General features: G+C 66.0%; 17 protein-coding genes. 6 read left to right on the top strand and 11 right to left on the bottom strand.

What is annotated here, in order from left to right:
• Window positions 1-132 precede the first annotated feature (132 nt).
• The 3 genes from EIY87_RS22175 to EIY87_RS22165 all read right to left on the bottom strand — a co-directional run bounded on the left by EIY87_RS22175 (window position 133) and on the right by EIY87_RS22165 (window position 2755).
• Window positions 133-1188 (bottom strand): sulfotransferase family protein, encoded by a 1056-nt coding sequence (locus EIY87_RS22175; RefSeq protein ID WP_225439998.1) that lies wholly within the window; start codon window positions 1186-1188, stop codon window positions 133-135.
• An 11-nt stretch (window positions 1189-1199) separates the two neighbouring features.
• On the bottom strand, window positions 1200-1889 hold the full coding sequence (locus EIY87_RS22170) for an HIT family protein (protein ID WP_158641332.1): 690 nt from the start codon (window positions 1887-1889) through the stop codon (window positions 1200-1202).
• A gap of 215 nt (window positions 1890-2104) precedes the next feature.
• Entirely contained in the window at window positions 2105-2755 is a 651-nt protein-coding gene (locus tag EIY87_RS22165; protein ID WP_158641331.1) for an HIT family protein, read from the bottom strand.
• Between the two features lie 111 nt (window positions 2756-2866).
• On the opposite strand from EIY87_RS22165, the gene EIY87_RS22160 reads away from it, so the two are divergent.
• On the top strand, window positions 2867-3592 hold the full coding sequence (locus EIY87_RS22160; RefSeq protein WP_158641330.1) for a TauD/TfdA family dioxygenase: 726 nt from the start codon (window positions 2867-2869) through the stop codon (window positions 3590-3592).
• A 2-nt stretch (window positions 3593-3594) separates the two neighbouring features.
• Entirely contained in the window at window positions 3595-4332 is a 738-nt protein-coding gene (locus EIY87_RS22155; RefSeq protein WP_125311246.1) for a TauD/TfdA family dioxygenase, read from the top strand.
• Window positions 4333-5465: 1133 nt separating this feature from the next.
• Here EIY87_RS22155 and EIY87_RS22150 read toward each other — a convergent pair.
• Complete coding sequence (locus EIY87_RS22150) at window positions 5466-6413, bottom strand: TIGR03560 family F420-dependent LLM class oxidoreductase (protein WP_125311244.1); 948 nt, start codon at window positions 6411-6413, stop codon at window positions 5466-5468.
• 435 nt (window positions 6414-6848) lie between these two features.
• Here EIY87_RS22150 and EIY87_RS22145 point away from each other — a divergent pair, with 435 nt between their 5' ends.
• The 4 genes from EIY87_RS22145 (at window position 6849) to EIY87_RS22130 (ending at window position 11074) form a co-directional block, all read left to right on the top strand.
• Window positions 6849-7577 carry an NUDIX hydrolase gene (locus EIY87_RS22145; protein WP_318531897.1) on the top strand — a complete coding sequence of 243 codons (729 nt, stop codon included), beginning with the start codon at window positions 6849-6851 and terminating at the stop codon, window positions 7575-7577.
• A 174-nt stretch (window positions 7578-7751) separates the two neighbouring features.
• Window positions 7752-8942 carry an OmpA family protein gene (locus EIY87_RS22140; RefSeq protein WP_225439997.1) on the top strand — a complete coding sequence of 397 codons (1191 nt, stop codon included), beginning with the start codon at window positions 7752-7754 and terminating at the stop codon, window positions 8940-8942.
• Window positions 8939-10285 (top strand): hypothetical protein, encoded by a 1347-nt coding sequence (locus tag EIY87_RS22135; protein WP_125311240.1) that lies wholly within the window; start codon window positions 8939-8941, stop codon window positions 10283-10285. The genes EIY87_RS22140 and EIY87_RS22135 overlap by 4 nt, the downstream gene beginning before the upstream one ends.
• 81 nt (window positions 10286-10366) lie before the next feature.
• Window positions 10367-11074 carry a vWA domain-containing protein gene (locus EIY87_RS22130; protein WP_125311238.1) on the top strand — a complete coding sequence of 236 codons (708 nt, stop codon included), beginning with the start codon at window positions 10367-10369 and terminating at the stop codon, window positions 11072-11074.
• Between the two features lie 57 nt (window positions 11075-11131).
• Here the strand turns inward: EIY87_RS22130 and EIY87_RS22125 are convergent, their stop codons facing one another.
• The 7 genes from EIY87_RS22125 to EIY87_RS22100 all read right to left on the bottom strand — a co-directional run bounded on the left by EIY87_RS22125 (window position 11132) and on the right by EIY87_RS22100 (window position 19791).
• Window positions 11132-11836 (bottom strand): hypothetical protein, encoded by a 705-nt coding sequence (locus EIY87_RS22125; RefSeq protein WP_125311236.1) that lies wholly within the window; start codon window positions 11834-11836, stop codon window positions 11132-11134.
• Window positions 11837-11847: 11 nt separating this feature from the next.
• A complete protein-coding gene (locus tag EIY87_RS22120) occupies window positions 11848-13113 on the bottom strand; it encodes an SIR2 family protein (protein WP_125311234.1) in 1266 nt (421 codons plus the stop codon).
• Entirely contained in the window at window positions 13103-13276 is a 174-nt protein-coding gene (locus tag EIY87_RS47680) for a hypothetical protein (protein WP_158641328.1), read from the bottom strand. The genes EIY87_RS22120 and EIY87_RS47680 overlap by 11 nt, the downstream gene beginning before the upstream one ends.
• Window positions 13277-13409: 133 nt before the next feature.
• Window positions 13410-15299, bottom strand: a complete 1890-nt coding sequence (locus EIY87_RS22115) for an SIR2 family protein (RefSeq protein WP_125311232.1) — start codon at window positions 15297-15299, stop codon at window positions 13410-13412.
• A complete protein-coding gene (locus tag EIY87_RS22110; RefSeq protein ID WP_125311230.1) occupies window positions 15296-17086 on the bottom strand; it encodes an SIR2 family protein in 1791 nt (596 codons plus the stop codon). The genes EIY87_RS22115 and EIY87_RS22110 overlap by 4 nt, the downstream gene beginning before the upstream one ends.
• 48 nt (window positions 17087-17134) lie before the next feature.
• Window positions 17135-18250 (bottom strand): mannose-1-phosphate guanylyltransferase, encoded by a 1116-nt coding sequence (locus tag EIY87_RS22105; RefSeq protein ID WP_158641327.1) that lies wholly within the window; start codon window positions 18248-18250, stop codon window positions 17135-17137.
• Complete coding sequence (locus EIY87_RS22100) at window positions 18247-19791, bottom strand: thiamine pyrophosphate-dependent enzyme (RefSeq protein WP_125311226.1); 1545 nt, start codon at window positions 19789-19791, stop codon at window positions 18247-18249. The genes EIY87_RS22105 and EIY87_RS22100 overlap by 4 nt, the downstream gene beginning before the upstream one ends.
• Window positions 19792-20054: the final 263 nt, after the last annotated feature.

The raw sequence follows: 20054 nt of genomic DNA, 5'->3' as shown, positions 1-20054 counted from the left end.
CATCGCCGGAGTAGACGGCCGTCGCCGACTCCACGGCGGACAGAGCGCCACCAGCGTGCTAGTTCGCAGCGAATGCGAATGACCGCATTGTCGTGGCGATCGTTAGCAGTTCCTTGTTCGGCGATACTGACGTCAGAGCTGATGCCGGCCGTCGTCGGTAATCGGCCCGGCTGACAGCGCTCTCCGTCCGTCTTCTGCGTGGCACGCAGCGATAGATCTCGTGATGATGGGATTCAGGTTGCCGAGTCTGAGCTGGCTGAGGAGATGCTCCCGTCGGTTGAACACTGCCTCACGGCGGGGGTCTCGGGCGCCGGCTGCCTGCCGTCGAAGGGCTTCGTCCCGTGCGACGAACTGGCTCAGTTCGGCGGCGGAGTGGTTCCTGCTCCTGGTCCGGTATAGTGGCCGGTAACCGAACTCCTCCATGTCGTCGGCGAGAACGTCCTCGACGGCGATGACGAACCGCCGGTGCCGTGGCTGCCGGAACTGGCCGATGCGCGACGTGGTCACCGGGCTGGACAGGCCGGTCCAGAGCGGGGAGAGCGACGCGGTGCGGACTGCCTCTTCCGAGGCATTGAAGTTGGCCATCTTAGGGGTGAAGGAGATTTCCAAGGCCCGACATAGATGCTGGAGCACGGAATCGCAGTTGCGCACCAAATCTTCGTACCGCACCCGAACCCAGCGACGCCAATCGCCCGTCCGCTCGGCCGCGAGTGCCGCCCGCTGATCGGCTCTCCACGCGAACGCGATCATGTGCGGCTCCTTGGGGCCTATCGGCGCGCGCGAAAAGGACAAGGCCACGTCACGCGGGTCACGGACCAGATGGAGCACGCTGAGTTCTGGAGCGGCACCTCGTATCTGGCCGAGGTGGTGGACGTTCTCCAGACATTTGCACACCCATGCCGGGTGTCCGAGCCGGGTAGCGGCGCTGTCATAGAGCGTGACCACCATGTCAGCGAGGCCGGCGTGGCCGCCTTGGGCAAGTAGGCGGGCTGCGCAATAGCTCCCTTCGGGCCAAGCAAGAACGTTACGATCAAGCAGCTCACACATTGCGGCGGCGAGCAGTGGCGCCTCGCTGTCAGCGAAAAACTGTAGGTCTCTAAGTAGATGTGCCGACGGCGGCGCGAAGACCGGGCCCTGTGCAAGCATCAATCGCAAGAGGTTTGATCCCGACCGTTGGGTCCCGATCATCTGGATACGGTTCATCGGGCCAACCGCTGCCGGAGAAGCGCCGCCGCGCGAACCGGGTCGACGGGATTGATGTAGATGCCCAGGAAAAGTTCGCATGCGCCAGCCATCTTCAGCGTCCCGTTCGGCTTGTTGAACGGGACGAGCTCGATCCTGAGGTGGTGCTCGCCGGCCTTGGATGGCGAGACCTGCATAATATTGAGGATATAGGGGACGGCCGGATCGCCAATCAGCCGCAACGCGTGGTGCAGGCCTGCGGCAAGGTCCCGCAGTTCGGCATTCGTACACTGGCCGAGCTCGCTGATGTGGCGTCGCGGATAGATCAGCATCTCGAACGGCAGACGCGACCACTGCGATACACCGAACTCCACCGTTTCCAGTTCGATGAGTCGCAGCGCCGCCATGTCCGCAGCCGCGCACAGCGCGCACGGTCGTCCCAGCCGGGTCATCTTGTCCGGCACGAACGAAAACCCGAGAATCTGACCATGGGGATGGGCAACGGTCGGACCCAGCACGTCGCCATGCACTTCGAACACATAGACCGCCGCGCATCCGCCTGTCATGAGTAGGCGCGTGTGCTCCGCGATGCGTCGCAGTAATCTTGTCAACCGCTGCGGTGAAAGGTCGGCGAGTATGACGTCGTGGCCCGACGCGTAGAGCAGGACGGAGTGGACCGGCGCGGCGCCGTGCTCGCTGGTGACCACTCCGGAAAGGAAGGGATGGCGGCTGGGCAATATCTGGGTGTCGTATGCCTGTGGCGTCTCCGTCGAGCCCGGGCAGAAGGGGCAGGGCTGATCGTCTGCTTGAACACGGGCGGCCTGAGGAATCATTCCTTCCCGCCCCGGTGCGTGTATGAGCCACTCCTCATGCAAGGCGCTGAACAACAGTGTCGGTGTTGTGTCCCGGCTGCCCCCGACCATCAATTCTCACCTCCACCGGGGTGGCCCGCTGTGGCGTCGAACGCGCGGACGGCTGCGCGTACGTTGTCCCAGCACGGAACCGTGGCGTAGTCCCATAGGCTCGGGACAGCCAACTGCTCGGCGATCTGGCGTCGGAAGAACTGGCTTATTCCAGGATCTCGGCCGACCGCTGTCCGGCCGTCGCCACGCACATGGAGAAGGTAGGGGGAGATCCTCGAAGGGCGCTGCAGAAAGTCGTCCAGAGAGGGATGCACGGAAACAGGCGTGTCCGGCAACCGTAGGTGGATCTCGTCGGCGATGCTCCACACATGCAGGTGGGCGTGCTCGACGCACGCGGATCGTCGGCGGCAGGCGGCGTCCCCGCCGTGCTCGAACATGAGAACCGGGCCGAAGTTGCGCGTCAGGGTCTCCTTGACGAACTCCAGGGTTGCGAGGAACTCATGGCGGTGCGCGGCCGGCATCTCCGCGAGCGAATACCTGTGAACCTTCGGTGCGACCAGCACGTAGCCGGGCCGAAGCGCCCCCACTGCCGGGACCGCTCGCGCTGATGCGCTCTCATGGAGGGGCCGGTCGTGCCAGTCGAGAGCCGGCCCGTCGGGGCTTGCGCACAGAAAACAATCCACGTCGACGACGGCGGGCATCCTGGTCACGAGGCACCTCCCCTGACACCACTCCCACAACGCATCAGCATTGTAAGCCGTCATTGTGGGGGAGGCAAGGGGGTGCAATTTCGGTGCGCTTGCCGTATTATTCTGGGCGGGGTGATCGAATTGGCGGTCTCGGCTTTCGACCTGGACGCACTTCGGGTGTTGCTGAACTCGGTAGGATTCGCCCACATCTGTCACCTGTCCAAAGAATTCGACTACCTCTCCGAACTGGCCCGTCTGGGTCCGCTCGTGGGTCAGTTCGATGGTGCCGTCGTCCGCGATGTCCGGCCCGATCCCGCAGTCGGCAACTCCACCTACTCGCCCTCCAACACTCGCGAGCTTCTCGCTCACACCGAGTGGTTCGAGTTTCCGGGCTTACCTCCCCGCTTCGTCGCCTTGTGGAGCGTGCGGACTGCGACCGGCTCCGGCGGCGAGACCACGCTGGCCGACGCCTATCCGTTCATCGACGGGCTTCCCGCCGAGCTACGGAGCACGTTACTTTCTCGGCGCTACTCTTGGGGGCCGAGTGTTGGCCTGGCCAAGGTTGGAATCGATTACCGCACTAAGCACCAACTCCTCGAACGTGTGCGCGGCGAGTTAGTAATCCGCTTTCCCTGTGACGATCGCTGCCTTGACTATGACGACGATATGAACCGATTCATCGAGCTTGGCCGAGCCTACTTCGCCGAGCACAGCACGGCGGTCCGTATCCTGGAAGACTCGATGCTCATTTGGGATAACTGGCGCGTGCTCCACGCCCGTACCGCCTTCGCGGATACTAACCGGCACTTGAAGCGAGTGCTCATAGCTGATTACCCGACCCGAGATTCCAAGGAGTAGGAATGACCACCGATGCAGCGCTAAGTGTATTGAGCCAGGCGACATATTCTGACACGGAGTTAGATCTCGACCGTGTCCACGCTGCTCTTTCCTCGGTCGGCTATGTGTACATCACCGACGTGCCGGAGGGCTTCGACTACGTCGCACAACTGTCCCGTCTCGGCCCGCCGTCGCCCCAATTCGACGGTGTGACAGTCCGTGAGGTCCGACCCGAGCCGGGGATCGACAACACAGTCTACTCGGCGTCCAACACGCGAGAGCTCTTGCCACACACCGAGTGGTTCGAATATCCGGGCCTGCCTCCTCGCTATGTGTCGCTCTGGTGTTTGCAGCCAGCCGATGGGCCAGGCGGGGAAACTACCTTGGCGGATAGCCATGCGCTCATGCGCGAACTGGCGCCCGATCACGTCGAGCACCTTGCCACAAAAGTGTACCCGTGGCGTCCGAGCGCCGCTCTGGAGCGATTCGGTGTGTCGTTCAGCGCACAGCACCCCCTTGTGGTCGAGCACGAGCACGGGAGGTTGGTGCGCTTCCCCTGTGATGACCGGTGTTCAGCGTTCGACGAGCCGATGGGGCGTTACCTTGAGCTGGGCCGCTCCTTCTTCGAGAGGAACCACATCGCCATCCGCATCGAGAAGAATGCGATTCTGGTATGGGACAACTGGCGCATGATGCACGCACGGAACGCCTTCACCGACCAGCGGCGCCACCTGCGCAGACTCCTGATCGCCGATTGCTGAGGTCGGGTGTCAGATTGAGTGCGCATCGTGAGCAGTTGCTGAGCGTGAGGTTGTAGCTCGTTTCATGCGCCGCCGAGTTCAGTTCTGTCAATGGCTTCCATGATGCGGCTGCTTGCCGGGCATCCGCCAGCGCCTGACGGATGTGCCCCTGGTTGAACAGGCTAGGTCCCAGTGCGGCGAGAACGGACGCGTAGTCAGGGCGGTGAACTACCGGCCGTTCGCGGGCCAAACACTTCCACAAACGCACAGCGCGTGGATGGGTGGCCAGAGCCGCGGGATGGAGATCGCAGTCGGCCAGGCCGCGGCTCTTCGGAGCATGCTCGTAGCTCGCCGTGTGCGCGCGGACGGGCCCACGTCAGCGTCGCCGCTGCCGGTGCGGCCGCCAGTGGGTCGGAACGGCGGTCCAACTCGGTCAGGGTGCGACCAATCCATTCAGGGCATGACCGTAGCTGGGATCATGGGTATTGAGCCGGTCGTGCCTGAGAGATTCCCGCCGCGGCACTGAAATTTCATAGGCGCGCAGCGGGTCCTCCGGATGTTCCACGTGGTTGAACCTTCGGCCCAACCCGGTCAGACGTGGGCGAAGTTGGGTCTGTAGACGGGTCGGCCTAGACGAGCCTCGCCTTCTCTCCACGGCTTCGTAATGGACCACCAGCCCATCTCGTGCCGGTCGACATGGTTCAGGGCCGCCCCCTTTCCCGGTGACGGCACAGACCAGGACGGCCGGGTGCCATTTTCCGGACAGGCCCGACACAACTCGACCCACTGCGGCATAGAACGCGAGCGACTCATCCTGCCGGCCGAGGCCGGGGAGGGCTGCGCCCCAGACGCGAACGGCGCATGGCCGTACGTCGGATCGTGCGCACCATTGAGTTTCCCGCAGGAGGTCGGCCTGGCGGCCCGCTCCTGTTGCCCGTTCGTGCAGCTCGGCCGTGCTCGGTATCTGGTCGAGGCGACCAAGTGGCGCCGCCCATCCCCGATCGTCCGAGGCGCACGCTGGACCCGTTGATTCGCAATCGCCGGCGTGGTAACCCCAGGGCTTGTTCGTTGTCGGTCGCGAATGCTTCGAGCCGGGCAAGCCATACCCTGCGATCCAGGACCTGCAACAATCGCCGTCAGCACACGATCGCACCTCACTCGGAACGCCCATGCCGATGGGGTGCGGCGCGCAGTACGGGCAGCACCTCCGCCGCGACGAGCTGAATGTGGTCAAGGTCGGTGAAGTCCACCACTTGACAGTATGTCCGGCTCACCCCAAGACGGACATAGTGTTCCACGGCATCAGCAATCATGGAGCTCGTGCCGACGATATGGCGGCTCGGGTCGGTCCAGCCCCACCTCTTCGCCCGAGCCTGTGCCTCTGACTCAGTGCTGCCACAGCAGATCCGTAGGAGAACGGATCGTCGTAGCCCGCCTGGGTCGCGTCCGATCTCATCGCACTCTCGTGCGCTTTGGTCGAAGAGCCGCTTTGCGTCAGCCACCGTTGGCATCGGGAGGTTGTGTTCATCGGCGTACCTGGCGGCGAGTCGGGGCGTTACGAGCCCACCTCGGCCCCCTACCACAATTGGCGGCCGTGGAACCTGGATTGGTCGCGGGAGTCCGGGGTTGTCTTCGATGGAGTAGTAACGCCCGACGAACCTCTTCGCGTCCGTCGAGGCCTGCGACCAGAGGAGGTGAAGGATGCGCAACTGCTCCTCCAGTGCTTCGAAGCGCTCCGAGCGTGTGCGGAACGCTGCCCCCATCGCCCGATGCTCGGCCTCGTGCCAGCCTGCGCCGAGCCCAAGCTCAGCTCGCCCGGAACTCATGGCGTCGACCTGCGCCACCGCGACTGCGAGCAGTGCCGGAGGCCTGAAGGTCGCCGCTGTCATCAGGCTGCCCAACCGGACTCGGCTAGTCTCGCGGGCGAGCCCGGCCAGGGTCAGCCAGGCATCCGTCGTTCCCAGCGGATGTGGATCGCGAACGAAGAAGTGGTCGCTACGGAACACCCCTCCGAAGCCGAGTTCTTCGGCCAGGCGCGCCATGTGGACCTGATCGTCGTACGAGGCGCCGAGGTGCGCCTCCATGCTGATGAAGAGCTCCATGGCTAAAGTAACCTATCGGGCAGGGATCGGGCCACTGCAACCGCGACCGGCTCGGAGCGTGGAGATCAGCTCGTCCATCATCCGGCAGACGGTCGTTGGCACTCAGTGACGGACGAGCAGAACGCGCTGGCCCTTCGCCCGAACCTGCCGGTTCCGCTCGCAGGTACTGTTGCTCCATCCTGGATGGCATCGCGTCAGGCGCGCGCGTCGCCGTCTCGGCCAGCATCGTCGTCGCGGCGATCAGAGTCGGTGACACGATGATCGTCCGTCAGGTTGCCGACGCCGTCAGCGGGCTTCCCGGCCGCGCCGGACCCGATGCGGAAGCTCAGCCTGCACCTCGCTCTCGCCGCACACTCGCCGTGGTCGGAAGACTCTGCAGATGAGACATCAAGTCAATCACGACAAGAAGCTTGCCGGTTGAGCTACTGTTCGGTAGTGATCGGTTTGCCTCCTGAGTGCTTCATGTCGGCGTTTGCGGCCGACCTTGTCATCCTGACCATCCGGAAGGGAGAGCTCCACGTCTTGCTGGTCGTCCGCGGTATCGAACCGTTCCAGAACGAGCGAGCGCTGCCCGGGGGGTTCCGGCGCCAGGGGGAGAGTATCGAGGATGCAGCGATACGCGAGCTTGGCGAAGAGACCGGGATGCCGGATGGTCTCGTTGCATTGGAACAGGTCGGCGTCTACTCCGCCTCTGATCGGGATCCGCGCGGCTCCGTAGTTTCCTGCGCGTTTTTGGCTATAGCGCCGAATCTTCCGATCCCGGTGCCCGCGCAGGGTTCAGACGTAAAAGATGCCGGCTGGGTCCCACTGTCGAAGCTGGGTGGCGGTGAGGCTCTGGCGTTTGATCACGACAGGATCCTTCGGGATTCCGTAGACCAGGCGCGAGACAAGCTGCAGTACACGACCATCGCAACTGCCTTCTGTGATGAAGAGTTCACTATCGGTGATCTACGTGAGGTGTACGAAGTCGTATGGGGTGTGCCGCTAGATCGGGCGAACTTTCATCGGAAGGTCAGGAACGCGACCGAGTTCATCGTGCCGACTGGGCGCACCAGAAGCTCAGGTGGAGCGCTTGGCCGCCCGGCAGAGCTCTATCGGGCAGCAGGGAAGGTTTCCGTTCTGGCTAGTCCGATCTTGCGAGGGTCGCTCGTGGCGCGGAGGTAGGGAACACAGACTATTAGTCATAGTTGACACATAGTCGCTCGGATGCGTACGGTCATGGAGTCATCCGAGCGTGCGCCGTGGCGTACGCATGGTCGCCAGGAGTGTTGGGCTCGGCTTGGTGCGGCGTTCTGCGTTGCAGGCCAGGCCCGCTCCGTTCAGCATTTGCGAGTGCACATGCAATCTCGGCAGAGAACTCTCAAGAGATGGCTGATCTGCGCGATCGCCGCGCTGCTCGCCAGCATCGGCCTGATCGCCGTCGCGTGCGGGGACGGGCAGGGGGAGGCGGTGTCCCCGGACTGCGCGAAGGTCGAATCCGTCGCCGTCCCCACTGACCGCGGCTTGACCGCGCTGGTGGTCGACAACAGTGCGTCCACGGCCGCTGGCGACTTCCCACCCCGGACGGTGACTGAACTCCAGCACGCCCAGAGCCGCGGCGATGCGCTGGCGCTCATCGCAGTCGACGGGGCTGGCAAGCAGCCCGCCGTTGTGAAAAAGATCGCGCTGGAACCCCACCCTGGCGTGGACAGCCCCACCGCGGACCGTGCTCGGCCAATCGTTCTGAACTGCGTTGAGCTGTGGGCTCGCGACGAGCAGATGCAGCCGACGGCACCGGGTAGCGCCATCTTGGACGCGATTGCGGTCGCGGCGAGGCAGAACCCGTCGACGCTGCTCGTGGTCTCGGACGGTCTGAACAACGTCGGGCCGTTCGACCTCAACGTGCTCGGCTTTGACACGCCACCCGGGCCCCTAGCAGACGACCTTCTCGCCGGAAACAACCTGACTCCGGAGCTCAAAGGCCGCAAGATCATCTGGGCCGGGGCTGGTGAATCCAAGCTAGCGTTGCCGCAGCCCGCGCGCACCAACCTCACTGGACTCTGGACGGCGGTGCTGGTCAAGGCAGGGGCAACCGTGGATTTCGACAGCCAGATGGGCAAGCGGGCGCCTGCACCGGAGCACCTCCCGGCCGATCCGCTGACTGTCCCCGAGGTCGAGACCGTGCCGTCGGCGTGCGGGGTCGGCAAGTCCATCCCCGCTTCGCTGCTCTTCCCCGCCGATAGCGCGAAACTACTGCCGGGTGCCGACGAGGTGCTTCGCGAGATCGCCGACGACCTGCGGCAGCGCCCGGGCACATCGGCCTTGATCGAAGGGCACACCGCCGCCGTCGGCGACGAGCCGGGGAGACAGCGGCTGTCCGATAGCCGGGCCGAGGAAGTGGCCGCGGCGCTTACCGGAATGGGCATCGAGCGGTCGCGGCTCGCGCCCATCGGGCTCGGGGCCAAACGGCTCAAAGACGCTCAAACGCCGGCAGCGGCGGTTAACCGCCGCGTGGAGATCACTGTGAACGCGAAGGAGTGTGGTCGATGAAGACGAGATGGCTGTCCCGGGGGCTCGCCTCGATGCTCGGACGCCGGACCGGGACCGGGGTGGAGAGTGGCCTCGGCAGGCTGCTCGAAGCCGGGCACCGGCGAAGGCGCGACAACGTCCGCAACGCGCGCCCGCGCTCCGACGAGTTGTACAGCGACGAGATGTCCGTCACCGTCGAAGTGATTAACACTTTGGCGAAGGAAGACCAGCGGGCGGGGAGGAAGCTGCGTGGTCTGATGGTCGAACTCGTCAGCGCCGCGCATCGCAGTGCGCGCTACCGGCACGCGCTCGGCATGTTGCGCGACCACCCGCAGTGGCGGGTCCACCGGCTCCCCGGCCGACCCCAGACCGAGCACATGCGGCACGAGGACGAGACTGGCGAAACGTACGACCGCAACTGCGGCCTCGTGTCCGCGCGCGGCCTGCTCGTGTTCGAGATCGTCTTGACCCTGGTCGAAGTCTTCTTCTGGTATCTCGCTTTCACCAGTGATCTGGACCGGAAGGCGGGATGGGCGGACCCCGCACGCCTCGGGGCGGTCGCGGTCGCCCTCTTCCTGCCGGCGGTGACGCTGCTGGGCGCGCGACTGGCGGGCGCGCTCGCGCACCGGTGGGTGATGGATTACGCGGGCATCAGTCGGCGTAGGCACCGGGGCGCACTTGTCGGGCCGGCGGTGTTCGGCGTCCTGCTCCTGGCCATCTTCCTGCTGGTACTGCACCGATATGACGACGCTGCGGTGAGCGTCGGGTCAATGTCGATCCCCGCATGGCCCATGGCGACGATCTTCGCCGGTGCCCTGACAGCCGACGTGGTGGTGAGGACCTACCTGGTCTCGGAGGTCCGTGACCAGTACCGTCTGCGCGCCGAGGAGTTCGAGAAGCTGCGTGACAAGCTGGTCAAGGCGAACGAGAAGCACCTGGCGGTGTGGCTCACGCTCCGCTTGCGTATCCAGTACCACCGCGACCAGAACGCCCGCATCGTGGCGCTGGGGGGAGGGCTGCTGGCCAGGAGCGAAGCTGAACACGGCGACCCCCACACGACGCGGACGCTGCCCGACGCCGGTGAGGGCCTGATCGCCGCTCCACGACCGGTTCACGGCGTCCGATTGCGCAGCCTGCTGCGGCTGCCCGACCCGCGAGCACCGCGTCTGCTCGGCGCGACGGGCGTGCTCGTGCCCTCACGGTCCTTGGAGGACGCCGCAGATGCTTTGCACACCCACCGCCCGTGGGACGCCGAGATCCTCGCGGCTGAGCTGCAGGACCTGTGGGACGCACTGCACCAGGACGAACCCGGCGGCGGGCAGGGTGGACAGTGGTCCGGTGAACCGGCGCTGAAGGCGAGCTGATCGGTCATGTCCGGAATGCTGGCGCCGACCACGGACCTAGCGCGTTCCCCTCGTTTCGCACGGAGCCCCGGCAGGTGGCGCATGCTCGCCGTACCCCTGATCGTGTTATGCCTGCTGGGGCTCGGCGGGTGGCAGTTGTTTCGCGACCGCGGACCAGCTGCTTCGCCACCGGACCTGTTGTCCTCTGTCCTTGTAGGCCCACGTGACGCGGCCTGCCTGCGCCTGGCGATCGGCATGGACGTCTCCGGCTCGATGGCGGAATTCGCGACCGCCCGTGACGCCGCCCTGTCTCAACTGCAGCAGTGGGCGGCGAAACCGGACACGCTGCGAGACGACGACCAGATCGCGATCGTGGACTTCGCGTTCGAGGCGAAGACCCGCCTGCCGCCGGTGCCGGTCGCGCACAGCGCCCTGCCCGCCGCAAACGCCGTCCCCGACGGCCAGGCCACACTGCTGCGCCCGCTGCTCGGCCGGATCAAGGAGTTTCCGGCGGTGAAGCAGCCGTGCGACACCGTCCTGGTCCTGTTCTCGGACGCGCAACTTTCGGACCTGCCGGCGACGCAGGCCGAGGGCATCTCGCTGCTTCGAGGCGCCGGGGTGCGCGAGGTGCGGTTCCTCGTGCCCGGCACCAAGATCCAGGTGCCGGGCGAATGGTCGCAGGCGTTCCCCAGCGCACGGCCGATCCGCTTCGACGGTCTCAACGCGGGGGAGACGGCTCTGACGATTGGACGGACGATCGCCGACCTGACCCGCCAGGAACTGGTCTCGGCGCTCGCGCCGGCGACCTGACGGACGAGACGTGAGGCCGATCGGATCATCGGCCTCACCCGGTTCTGCGGGAGTTGCTCACGGCAGATAGATCTCGTGCAGCTCGGGGTGCTTGCCGAGGCAGTAGTCCGACGGATCGGATGCGGGAGCGCCGGTGCGAGTCGTGAGATCCGGCGCTGCGGCCGCGATGCGCGCCAGTCCCACCGCCGGGTCTACCCGTCCGGCCAGGTAGTCGGTGACGACCAAGTGCGCTTCGATGTAGGCCATCGGGTGATCGCAGAGGATGTCACGCACCTCGTCGGCGATCGCGATGTTGTCCCGTCCTGCCGCCCGCTCGAGTTCGGCGAGCCCCAGCAGCGCGAACGTTCGGTGCACCGGCTCGTCGGGAGACGAGCCGACGATCCCGCGGTAGAGCTCTACGGCTCGTGCTGGCTCGCCGTGCGTGCGAGCCCACTCCGCCAGCTCCAGACCGATCGAGGCTTCGGTGTACGCCGTCCAACCGGTGGTGCCACGCAGGCTCGCGAGTTTGTCCCGGTGCAGCAGCTCGAATTCGCTCGCGTCGCCCAGCATCCGTCGCGCGGTGAGCTGCACGGTGATCGCCGCCGCTTGGCCGGCGGGTATCCCGTCGACCTCGAACAAGCTTTCCGCACGTTGCAACTCCGCGATCGCCTTATCGGGGCGGTTGTCGTAAAGGTGCAGGCAGGCCTGGTGCCAGCAGGCCCAAGCGATCCAGCGCACGCCGGCCAGGCCGTCGATGCCCGAGTGCAGGTCGCGCACCAGCATGCGGGCTATGGCTAGTTCTCCCGCCCACATGTGGGCGAAGGCTCGTTCGAACAATGCGTGGGCGAGCAGGTCGACGTCTCCGCTCGCGCGAGCCAACTCGGCCGCTTTGGACGCGTCCGCGATCGCTCCCGGCAGATCACCGGTGAACCGCGCGGCCTTCGCTGTTCCGAGCAGGCGCGAGCTTCGGCGTGTAGTCCGTGAGAGCTACTGAGGAGAGTGACGTCGACCCGGTCCAGTCGCCTGCGCAGGGCGGAGGGCAAAATCCAGGCGAGCTTGCTGCGCGCGACGGTGAGGAACGGCTTCGTCCATGGAGCTTCGCCGTACAGCTCGATGGTGCGCAGCCGCGCCGCAGCGGCCTTTAGCCGCTGTCGTTGCGCGGTCAGCCGTGGCAGCAGGATCTCGAGCAGACCTGCCCGGGCGCCAGGGCGATCGCCGATGCGTTCCAGCAGCATCGCGCGCGCCAGCCGGGTGTCGCCTTCCAGGTCCACGGGCTGCCGGTCATCGCGCCGCGTCACGGCCTCTCGCTGGTAGGGCGTGACGTTTCCGGTCAGACCTTCGGCGTCTGCCCAGTCCAGAAAGGCAGGACTGAGTGAGTCGGGGCTTTTCTCGCCGTGGAAGGTGTTGTCGCGGTCGAGAATCGGGAACCGCCGGACGAGACCTTCGCGGTCACCGGTGGTCGCAAACCAGGTGATCGTGTTCGCACCCGCCAGCGCATCGTCCAAGACGAGCCGGAGGTCGACGTCGAGCCCCGCGTACCCGATCACGACTACGTCGCGGCCTGCGCAGTCGTCGACGAGCCGGTGAGCCCAGCCGGTCGGCAAAGGCCGCACGACCTGGTCGGACCGGAAAATGTACCGCCCGTTGCTGACCGTGCCGTGTGGTTTGAGCAGTGTGGCGTCCGCGTCCGGGACCTCGTCGTCGTACGCGGCGACCTTGAGAGCCACTGGCGACGCTGCTTCGATGAGTTCGTCGACGTTGACTGTCCAGACCTGGTCCCCGAATGCTAGCGCGGTCGCCAGGACCGTGTGCACGGCGTTCGGATGCCCTTGGCGCAACGTGCGAGTGAGCCAGAGTTCGAGGGGCAGTCCGCCCTCGTACAGCGCTCGCATGAAGGTTTCCGGTGCCAGTTGCGTCGCGCCGTCCACGGCCTCCGACGGCAGGTTCAGTTGCTCGATCAGGTAGCTGCGCAGCGCGAAGAACAGCGGAAGCCCAGCAGGCGGGACGACACTCGCGCCCGCGCCGACGAGGAACGTCCGTCGCCCGTGCTCACCGGGCAACAGCGCGCACCGTCCACACCCCGACCGTGACCGGCAAGAAGAGCGTCTTCACGATCGACACGCCGAACCACTTGATACCGACGCCATTCGGGCCGAGGATGGGGATCCTTCTTCCGTGCCTGATGCCTGCCTTGCGTCGCAGAATCTCCGACACCACGATCATGCCTAGTACGTAGATCGCGGGAAATAACCACGACATCGGTGGGCCTTTCCTTGTGTCACTGATAAAGGTGTGTCCGCAGAGTCGATGGGTGGTCGTCACCTGTTACGTCGTTCTCAGATTTGGTGGCGGGAAGTCAGGTGAGTGCCGCGATGATCCGGGCTTTGTCCCGGATGATCGCAGTGCACTCGGTCCGGTCGATCAGTCGCGCGACCCCGGTTGGACTGCTGCATTGGACACCCACTTCTTTGAGCTGCAGGAGGATCTTGAGTACCAAGGACGGGCAGCCGAGGTGCAGCGCCGTCCGCAGCGCCAGTTTCAGCTGTGTGACCGCCTCCTCTCGGAGGGCTTCTGCGGCATCCGGTTCCTGTCGGCTGCGTGCCGCCAGTGACGAGCCGATGTCGCGCCGGGCGAGTGTTTCGCCCAGGAGATCGCCGATCGCGAGAGCTCGGGCCAACGTGCCTTCGGGGCCGCCGACGCCTGTCTGTTGGCGGGAAAGGTATTTCGAAACGTTGAACACGCCAGCCGTGTAGCCGATCCGAACGCAGTTGCGCTGGATTTGCTGCCATCCTGAGTCGAGCAGAGAGCCAGCGGTTGGGAGCTTCCCGCGGAGTCGTTCCAGCAACGCCATCAGCCGAATAAGGTGCTCGAGATAGTCGGAGGCAAACCGGTATTGAGCAGTGGGCGGGAAACCAGTGCTCCCCGTGATCCGTATAATTGACCACAGTCCTAACGGTGCATATAGCGCGGTGACGAGGGGCACGTGGGCCAGAGCCAAGACTTTCTTCACTTGGTCCCGCCGCGCGCGTGGGCCCCCCGGCAGCACCGACAGCCAGTGGTTGGCCACGTGGGCGTAGCTGACGGCGATCGCCGCACGACCCGCGCTGTAGAAGGAGAGCGTGCGCCAAGCAAGCGCTCGGGCTCGCCGGGCGATCACCAGAGCCGTGCCGAACCGGTCGAGGGACGAATTCGCATGCGCACCCCACAGCAGCGTTTGGATCCGGACGCTCCGGCTGGTGATGTCGTCCACGCGGGCAAGGAGTTCGGCGACGTCGCGATGTGCGCCAGTGGATGCGAGGACGCCGGTAAAAGCGGCCACAGCACGGCCATCGCGCCGGGTCAACAGGGTTGCAACGTGTTCGTCTACGGCATCGGTGACCGCTTGCCGGAAGTCACGTGCAATGTCAGCGTCCGGGCGGCCTGCCGGGTGGGCGAGGTCCGATGGTTCGGCGACCTCGCGCGCGAGGTCGTTCCAGTTGCCGGTCCATGTCAGCACGCCGGGCACTGTGCTGGCGCGATGTGTATGGCCGTCCGCGCCAGCGAAGCTGCGGTCCACCCAGAGCACCTCGCAGCTGGCCATCGTGCCGGTCAGCCAGGGGAACAGGTCGAAGTCCCGCCCGCTGTACCCGGCGATCAGGATTCGGCGGGGCTGCGGACGCAGCCGCATGTTCTCGAGGATGATCGAACACCGGGACAGGTCGGCTGCGGTCGCCTTCACCGTCCCGTATTCGGTCGCGGTGCCGTGGAGCTTGACCATGATCGCCCGGCCCACGGACGATATGAGGTCGAGTTCGTGATGCCACGGCTGAGGGATGCGAAGGTCGAAATCGATGGTGAGCGCCCTTGCGGCGGTCTCCAGGAAGCAGTCGAAGTTGGTGGTCAGCACGGGCCAGCCATTGCGCTGCGCCAGCCGCATGATCACCCGGTGCCCCACTGCCGGCACCGCTCCCACCTGGTCGGCCACTTCGGGCCTTAAGGATTCCCAGATCCTGAGGTGAGAATCGGTGCCATAAGCTTCCCCGATGGCGCCATAACACGCTTCGGGGAACAGGCGTCGCCGGTATGACCGGTCCCGAGGCACGTATTCTGCCGCCTCTTCGAGCAGCGTCGTGGTTCCAGCCAGGAACGGTGCTACACCGGGCGCGTTGGTCGGTGCTCCCATCGATATACCTGCACCGGCGACGATCAGGGTCGGTTCGTCCGATTGCAGCCACCGTACGGCTTCGGTTGTGGTCAGGTCCTTCATCCGACGCTCGCCTCGCTGGTCGCCCTGGCCCTTGCTAGCTGGGGCGACTGGCCAGCCCTACGCAGCCACAGTTCTCGTTTCACGGCGTGGCGCGCGACAATACGGAACCGCTGCCACCAGCCGTATTGCAAATCGAACACCCCGGTCAGGACTTCGGACGTCGGGAACACCCGGTGCGCGCCGGGCAGCAGGTGGGTACGGATCCCGCCCGCCTTCGAGCCGACGGCCTGGTACCACTCGCGCAATACCGAGTACCGGTCGCCGAGTTCCTGCGCGGAGTCTGTGTCACGGTATGAGTCGCGTAGTCGCCGGTGCTGGTAGGTGACCCAGGCTAGGACATTGCCAGCCTGACCAAACCATTCACTGGACATCATCGCGTGGTGCGGTTCGCGTTCACCGCCCACGGTGCTGCCGAGGCTGCTCGCGAGATCGGTTCGCCGCCGGTACAGGGTAACCCCGATCGTCTGATCGGTCTGTCCGAGTTCGCCGAGGACGCCGTGAACGAAACGGCGGGCCAGCCAGCGCAGGTCGGGCGTGCGGAGCATATGTTCGAGCACCCTGCCCTCGGTTTCGGCGAGCACTTGGCGCGCGTCTCCCGAAGCTCGGCGGCGGTACCAGGTGAGCCAGGCGAAGGCCGGCAGCAGCCGGCCTTGCACCCACAGGCTCGCGCCGATCCGTTCCAATCGTGTTGTATCCGTCCTCGGTCTGACCCGCCGCCAAAGCCTGCGGACATCGTTCCAGCGGCCCGCTTCCCATAGGGCGGCGCTTGTCGCTGAACGAACTTCGTCGGCTGGCATAAGCGGAGCCGCTGCCTGGGCCAGCGACGACACCTCTCCGAATAGGCCGACATCCAGGTACAGGGCGAACGTCGCGACCAGCGGGAGGCTGTGGTCCACGTCGATGCGCGGATCCTTCGGGCTGCGCCCCAGCGGACTGCCGAGCGGGGTGAACTGCCAACGCCGGACAAGCTCACCCAGCAGGAAATCCGTGGGCGCGCAGACCACTGACAGATCGGCTCCTTGCCTCAGCAGGATGTCGAAGATGGACAATGTCGGTTCGTCCGGGGCCAGCGACTGAATCGGCAGAAGATGCGGGTCGTGGTCGCTGTGTAGCAGCCAGACCACGCGCAGCCCGCGCAACGAGCGCGGCGGAAGCCCGGCGATCACTGTGTTGACGTCGAAGAAGTCGCTGCCGCTGTAGCCGGCCACGAGCAGCATCGGTCGCCGGGTGAGCAGTGCGAGAAACTTGTGCGCCAGATCGGGGGAGAAACCTCGTTCGATGCGCTCGAGTGTTGCGCCGAGCGCGCCGGCTCCGCCGACCGATCCATGGAAGTGCAGGAGGTCGCTGTTCGCCCAGTTCGCTCCTGTAGCCGCGGCAGCCCGTTCGATGCACTCGTCGAAGTTCGCGGTCAGGTGACCGCCGCCACGGTCGAGGTGCTGGGCGAAGAAGCGGTGCAGTCGGTTGGGCTCGGCGACGGCCATGTCGGCGGTGCTGCGATCGATCGCCTCCGGGCCGTGGATCCGTGCTGCCACGCCCAGAACGGTCTCGAGCCGGGGCAGTCGAGACTTCCGCTCGGGTGCGAGCGACGGGCACAATGGCTGCTCGAACCAGCCCACGGCGGCGTGCTTGCTGCGGATCGTCTTCAGCGTGCCGGGGAGGAAGAAGGCGTCGAACACGCGCTTCGTCAGTTCCTCGCCGGTGGGCAGCGAGGAGGGGCCCTCCACCGACAAGCCTGCGCCACTGAGCACGGTCACATCCTGCGGGTTCACACTCGCGAATTCGTCCATCAATTGCTGTAAATTCACGGCTCCTCCGTGCGTCTCGGGTGGGCGTTGTCAGGTGAGGTCCGCCCACCCTCGTGCGGTCAGCTCGCCGATCACTTTCTTCACGTCCTGCGCCGCACCTCTGTGCATGATCATGACGACGTCCTCGCAGTCGACGACGACCAGATCGCGCACTCCGACCAAGACGTAACGGCATGCGTGTCGCCCCTTCGTCTTCGTGACCGAACAGTTGTGTGCTTCGTGGGCGAGGACCAGCCGATCCTGTTCGCCGCCGGCGGCGTGCATGTCGGCGACGGCGGTCCAGCTGCCGAGGTCGCGCCAGTCCAGCGCGGCCGGTACGGCATTGAGCCGCCCGGACGTGGCTGCCGGCTCGAGCAGGACGGGCTCGATCGGCGCGCGGGGCGCCCGGCGCCACGCACGCAACGCCTGGTCGTCGGCGTGCCCGCGAGCCGCGACTTGGTGCACGGCCTCACTGACAGCGGGGGCGCACCGGGCCACCAATTCCCCGAATGCCGCGGCCCGCCACGCCATGATCCCGGAATTCCAGAGGTGGCGTTTCCCTTTGAGGTACGACGTAGCGGTCACGGCATCCGGCTTTTCGTGGAATGACGTGACGGCACAGGGGCGGGCCACATTAATATCGTCGGCCGCGACATACATGTAGCCGAAGCCGGTGTCGGGTCGGGTCGGTACGATGCCGAGGCAGGCGAGCCGGTCGTCGTCGGCGGCGTTGATCAGCGCCGTGATCGCCCGGCGCCACGGACCGTCATTGGGTACGAACTGGTCTGCAGGCGTCGACACCACGACCGCGCCGGGGTCGCCGAGGGCGATAATGTGCGAGCCCAGCGCGATCGCCGCGCACGTATCCCGGGCCTCCGGCTCACAGATCACGGACACCACGCCGAGCGGCCGGGTGATCTCGCGGGTCTGCTCGACGTAGCCTGCCGATGTCACGATATGAATCCGGTCGGGTGCGGTGACGGCGAGCGCTCGCCGAACCGCGTCCAGCAACAGAGGTTCACCGGTGCCTACATCGAGCAGAAATTTCGGGGTGCCCTCCCTGCTCACCGGCCAGAGCCGGGTGCCGCTGCCCCCGGCCGGGATCAACACGTGCAACTGACCTTCGACCGTAGCGGGTAGCCCCACGGTGTTCTCCTCTCCGGTCACGGGTTCGAGCTGACGATCGCCGCGGCCGGAAGTCCCGTCGAGATCAGCGAGGACAGGCGGGCTTCGGTTGCCTTCACGTCGAGGGAGCCGAGCGCCCACTGGTCGATGGTGGTGATCCCGCAGGCCTGGACGAGGGCGGGGATGTCGGTCGCGGGCAGCGGCTGACCGCCCGTCTTCGCTTGGGTTCCGTTGGCGAGCACGATTACCAGCAGCGGAAGCTGCAGGTGGGCGGTGCTGAGCAGGCCTTCGAGCCCGGTGTGCAGGAGCGCGAAGTCGCCGGTGACGGCGATGGCGCGGCGCCCTGTGCGCGCGGCGCCACCCGCGACCGTGATCGCCGAACCGAGACATAGCGCTACGTCGGCGGCGTTGTAGGGCGGATAGCACAGCCGGACTGACGAACCGACGTCGGCGGCCACGAAGGCGCCCGCCCGGTGCAGGCGAGCCACGGCGTCGAAGAGGGTTTCCCACGGTCCCGGGGTGAGGACCACGTCCGGCTTGCGCTCGATCTGCGTCCACGAGCTGGCCCGGTGTGTGCGCAGGACGTGCTCAACCTCGGGCACCGAGATCAGTCCTTCCGGTTTGACGTGCCCGGTGGCGCGTCCGAGCAGCACCTCCCGTCGGCTGACTCGCGCCCGCAACCAGTTCTCCAGCACAGGTGCCGGTTCTTCGATCACCAACGTCTGTTCGTGCCGGTCGGCGAAGTCGAGCACGGCCTCGGGGACGGGGACGCTCGCTCGTACCACCATCCGGCAGCAGGCGCCTATAGGCACGGCTTCAGCCGCGGCACCCACGGCGATCACAGCGGTTCCACACGGTGAGGCGCAGGTTCCGGAGACAATGCCGGGCTGCGCGAACGCCGCCTCGGCGAGAGGCTGTGCGATGAGCCGGTGTCGCTGATGACGTCCCAGTTTGGTGAGGCCGTGCGCGGTGTGCCTGTCGAGGCGGGGCCCCGACAGGTAGTGGATCGTCTGGGGCCGGCGTGTGGGCGGGGGTGGTGCGGCGATCGTGGCGCAGTGCTGGTGCATCCGGGTGGTGATCTTCACCAGGGCCGGGATGCTCGCGCTCTCGGACAGTTCCAGGGCGGCGCGGACCAGGTAATCGACGTCGCCGTCCAGAGCCGGCTCGAAGGCCGGGAGCCCGGCCAAATGTGCGACCAGTCTCGAGTCCTGGACGCAGGTGGAGCCCGCCGCGTCGGGGTCGTCACCAGAGATGATGACCAGTCCGGCGCCGATGGTGTGCACCGCGGCGTTCATCAGCGGATCGAGGGCGAGGTCGAGGCCGTTGTGCTTGGTGATCAGGCACGAACGGCAGCCTGCGGCGGCGAGGCCGATCGCGGTCTCGGCGGCGGCCTTCTCGTTAATCGCCCACTCGAAGCTGGCGGCCTTTCGGGCCGCCAGCAACTCGGCCACATGAGTGACCGGAGATCCTGCCACGGCGACCACCCGGTCGATCTGCTGGTCGAGGACGTCTGCAAGGTCGTGACACGTGTCCCGGCTCGTGGAAGCAGGTGCGCGGTGGAGGGCTGGCTCGGTTGCGGTCATGGCGTGCCCCTTCCAGGACTCGACCGGTCGACGATCTTATCGTCAGGCTGACGCTATGGAGCGTTCCGCAGAGACGGTAAGCCCAGGGATAGTTTGTGTCAAGCATGACACTAACCTACCGTGCGGTAACCAGCAGTCGCGCTGGCGAGGCTTCCTGGGCAAGCCGGCGAGGTGCCAGGCTGTTTGCCAACCCGCGTCTCGATGAGTGCTGACCCGTCAGGCGGTCCATGGCTGCCGACGTGAAGTCGGTGACGACCGCGCGA

The sequence above is a fragment of the Amycolatopsis eburnea genome (assembly GCF_003937945.1).
GTDB lineage: Bacteria > Actinomycetota > Actinomycetes > Mycobacteriales > Pseudonocardiaceae > Amycolatopsis > Amycolatopsis eburnea.
The sequence above is the reverse complement of the archived record's forward strand: the minus strand, read 5'-3'. Positions and strand labels throughout refer to the sequence as shown.

Coding starts and splice junctions, on each gene's coding strand:
- EIY87_RS22100 (WP_125311226.1), bottom strand. CDS start 19,791: ATGACCGCAACCGAGCCAGCCCTCCACCGCGCACCTGCTTCCACGAGC.
- EIY87_RS22110 (WP_125311230.1), bottom strand. CDS start 17,086: ATGGACGAATTCGCGAGTGTGAACCCGCAGGATGTGACCGTGCTCAGT.
- EIY87_RS22130 (WP_125311238.1), top strand. CDS start 10,367: ATGCTCGCCGTACCCCTGATCGTGTTATGCCTGCTGGGGCTCGGCGGG.
- EIY87_RS22125 (WP_125311236.1), bottom strand. CDS start 11,836: ATGCTGGTGCGCGACCTGCACTCGGGCATCGACGGCCTGGCCGGCGTG.
- EIY87_RS22150 (WP_125311244.1), bottom strand. CDS start 6,413: ATGGAGCTCTTCATCAGCATGGAGGCGCACCTCGGCGCCTCGTACGAC.
- EIY87_RS47680 (WP_158641328.1), bottom strand. CDS start 13,276: ATGATCGTGGTGTCGGAGATTCTGCGACGCAAGGCAGGCATCAGGCAC.
- EIY87_RS22140 (WP_225439997.1), top strand. CDS start 7,752: ATGCAATCTCGGCAGAGAACTCTCAAGAGATGGCTGATCTGCGCGATC.
- EIY87_RS22115 (WP_125311232.1), bottom strand. CDS start 15,299: ATGAAGGACCTGACCACAACCGAAGCCGTACGGTGGCTGCAATCGGAC.
- EIY87_RS22135 (WP_125311240.1), top strand. CDS start 8,939: ATGAAGACGAGATGGCTGTCCCGGGGGCTCGCCTCGATGCTCGGACGC.
- EIY87_RS22155 (WP_125311246.1), top strand. CDS start 3,595: ATGACCACCGATGCAGCGCTAAGTGTATTGAGCCAGGCGACATATTCT.
- EIY87_RS22175 (WP_225439998.1), bottom strand. CDS start 1,188: ATGATCGGGACCCAACGGTCGGGATCAAACCTCTTGCGATTGATGCTT.